This is a genomic window from Nonomuraea deserti, from assembly GCF_004348685.1.
Lineage (GTDB): Bacteria > Actinomycetota > Actinomycetes > Streptosporangiales > Streptosporangiaceae > Nonomuraea > Nonomuraea deserti.
On record NZ_SMKO01000371.1, the window covers coordinates 1 to 2,845 of the forward strand.

A 2,845-nucleotide genomic window follows, 5' to 3' on the forward strand; every position below is an offset into this window, starting at 1 on the left:
CCCCACCGCCCGCCGGGCCGCGCGCGAGAAGAGACCGGCACGATGAGCAGCCTGCGGGTCGGCGGCCCGGGCCCGGCGCCCGCGCACCGGCAGGCGCTCGCCCAGGCGCTGAACGCCGTCAGCTACGAGATCATGCCGTTCCGCGGCACCGAGGACGCGGTGCTCGCCCACGTGCCGCGCACCATCCCGCTGACCGTCACCACGACCGAGGCCCAAGGCCTGGCGGCCACCGTCGACCTGGCCCAGCGGCTGGCCGGCCACGGATACACCGTCGCCCCCCACCTGGCCGCCCGCCAGGTCAGGGACGAGCAGCAGCTGGCCGACCTCGTCGCCCGGCTGCGGGAGGCGGGGATCGACGGCATCTTCGTGATCGGCGGCGACGCCGCCCAGCCCGCCGGCGGCTTCCCCGACGCCCTCTCCTTTCTGGAGGTGCTCGACGCGAACGGGCACCACTTCCGCCGGATCGGGATCGGCGGCTATCCCGAGGGCCACGGCAGCATCGGCCAGGACATGATCGACCGCGCCATCGAGCTCAAGGCCCGGTACGCCACCCACGTCATCACCCAGCTGTGCTTCGACGCGGAGACCACGGCCTCCTGGGCGCGGCGGGTCAAGGAGCGCGGCGTGGACCTGCCGATCCACGTCGGCCTGCCCGGAGCCGTCAGCAGGCAGAAGCTCATCCGCATCTCCGCCGGCCTCGGGCTCGGCCAGTCGGCCCGATTCCTGAAGAAGCAGCAGAGCATGTTGTGGCGATTCTTGCTGCCCGGCGGGTACAGCCCCGACCGGCTCGTCGAGCGGCTGGCCCCGCGCGTCTCGGCACCGGACGGCAACCTGCGGGGCTTCCACCTGTTCACGTTCAACGAGCTCGAGAAGACCGAGTCCTGGCGGCGCAGGATGCTGGCCGGAGCCGGGCAGCAGGCCTGACCCCCGTGGGGCCGCGCCGACGACACCGACTTACCAGCGAGGAGCCGACCCAGACCATGAGCGCCCAGGTGATCGACGGACGAGCCTGCGCCCGTGCTCTCAAGGAGAGCGTGGCGGCCGAGATCGAGCAGCTGAGGGAGGGAGGAGTCCGTACCGGCCTGGCCACCGTCATGGTGGGCAACGGCTACAGCTCGTCCGCGTACGAGCGCCGCCTGCGCCGGCTCGCCTCCGACCTCGACGTCACCTACTTCCCCTGCCACCTGCCCGCCACGATCTCGCAGGACGACCTCGTCTCCGCCGTCGGCGGGCTGAACGCCGCAGCCGACGTCTCCGGCATCCTCGTGCTGCGCCCCCTGCCCGCGCACATCAGCGAGGCCGCCGTCTTCCAGTCGATCGACCCCGTCAAGGACATCGAGGCCGTGCATCCGGAGAACGCCGGCCGGCTGGCGCTCGGCGTGCCCCGCTACGTGCCGTCGACCGCGGCCTCGGCCTTCCACCTGCTGGACAGCTGGCTGGACTCCGCCGGCGAGGACAGGGCCGCCTTCTACCACCGGTCGCTGGTCCTGGTCGTCGGCCGGTCCAACAACGTCGGCAAGCCCGCCGTGTCGCTCGCCTACGACCGGCAGGCGGCGGTGGAGTCGGTCGACGAGTGGGCCAGCCGTACCGGGAACCTCGGCCGGCACACCCGCCGGGCGGACGTCCTCATCGTCGCCGCCGGCCGGCCGGGGCTGATCGGGCCCGAGCACGTGAACGACCACGCCGTCGTCATCGACGTCGGCATCAACCCCCGGCCCGGCCCCGGCGGCCGGGACCGCATGGTCGGCGACGTCGACTACGAAGCCGTCGCCGCGCGGGTCAGGGCCATCACGCCGGTGCCCGGCGGGGTCGGACCCGTCACCGACGTGTGGCTGCTCCGCAACACCGCGGCCGCCGCGCGGGCGCTCAGCGCCCGCGCGGTCGACGGCGCCAGGAGCGGCGGCAACCTCCTCCTCAGCAGCCTGGAGCTCTCATGACCGCCGCGGACCGGTCCGCCGGGCAGTGCGTCCTCATGTTGTCCTGCCCGGACACGCCGGGCATCGTGTACGCCGTCGCCGGGTTCCTCTTCGACAGGCAGTGCACCATCGTGCAGAGCCGGCAGTTCCACGACCCGGACAGCCACACGTTCTTCATGCGTGTGCAGTTCGCCCACGCCGGCGGTCTCGCGTTGCCCGTGCCCGACCTGCGACGTGACTTCGCGGACGTCGCGTCGCGCTTCGGAATGACCTGGCGCCTGGGGGACGCCGACGAGAAGCAGCGTGTGCTCATCATGGTGAGCAAGTTCGGTCACTGCCTCAACGACCTGCTCTACCGCGACTCCGTCGGAGAGCTCAACCTCGATGTCGCCGCCGTCGTCTCCAACCATCCCGACCTCGCGCCGCTGGCCGACAACTACGGCGTGCCGTTCCGCCACATCCCGGTCACGCCCGGCACGAAGCCCGAGGCGGAGGTCCGGCTGCTGGAGATCGTCCAGAACGAGCGCATCGATCTGGTGGTGCTGGCCCGCTACATGCAGATCCTCTCCCCCGAGTTGTGCAAGCACCTCGAGGGCAGGGCCATCAACATCCACCACTCGATGTTGCCCAGCTTCAAGGGCGCGCGGCCCTACCAGCAGGCGTACGAGCGCGGCGTCAAGCTGGTCGGCGCCACCGCGCACTACGTCACGGCCGACCTCGACGAGGGGCCGATCATCGACCAGCAGATCACGCGCGTGGACCACTCGCTCAGCGCCGACGAGTTCGTCGCGCTGGGGCGGGAGGTGGAGTGCCGGGCTCTGGCCAGGGCGGTGCGCTGGCACACCGAGAACAGGGTGGCGCTCAACGGCCACAAGACCGTGGTCCTGCACCTGTCTCTTATACACACCTGACGCTGCCGACGACTAGTC

The 2,845-nt window shown here is 71.6% G+C and carries 3 protein-coding genes; all 3 read left to right on the forward strand.

Annotation, left to right across the window (positions count from 1 at the left end; all coding sequences use genetic code 11):
* Positions 1-924 (forward strand): methylenetetrahydrofolate reductase (locus E1292_RS49990; protein ID WP_220447464.1); only part of this gene is annotated, 924 nt, incomplete at its 5' end.
* A 56-nt stretch (positions 925-980) separates the two neighbouring features.
* The gene (locus E1292_RS49995; RefSeq protein WP_132606813.1) at positions 981-1,937 is read left to right on the forward strand and encodes a bifunctional 5,10-methylenetetrahydrofolate dehydrogenase/5,10-methenyltetrahydrofolate cyclohydrolase; all 957 of its coding nucleotides are present in this window, start codon (positions 981-983) and stop codon (positions 1,935-1,937) included.
* Complete coding sequence (gene purU / locus E1292_RS56380) at positions 1,934-2,827, forward strand: formyltetrahydrofolate deformylase (protein WP_132606814.1); 894 nt, start codon at positions 1,934-1,936, stop codon at positions 2,825-2,827. The genes E1292_RS49995 and purU overlap by 4 nt, the downstream gene beginning before the upstream one ends.
* Positions 2,828-2,845: the final 18 nt, after the last annotated feature.

What these genes read in the sequence shown, in the direction of transcription:
- E1292_RS49995 (WP_132606813.1), top strand. Translation starts at nt 981, where the DNA reads ATGAGCGCCCAGGTGATCGACGGACGAGCCTGCGCCCGTGCTCTCAAG.
- purU (WP_132606814.1), top strand. Translation starts at nt 1,934, where the DNA reads ATGACCGCCGCGGACCGGTCCGCCGGGCAGTGCGTCCTCATGTTGTCC.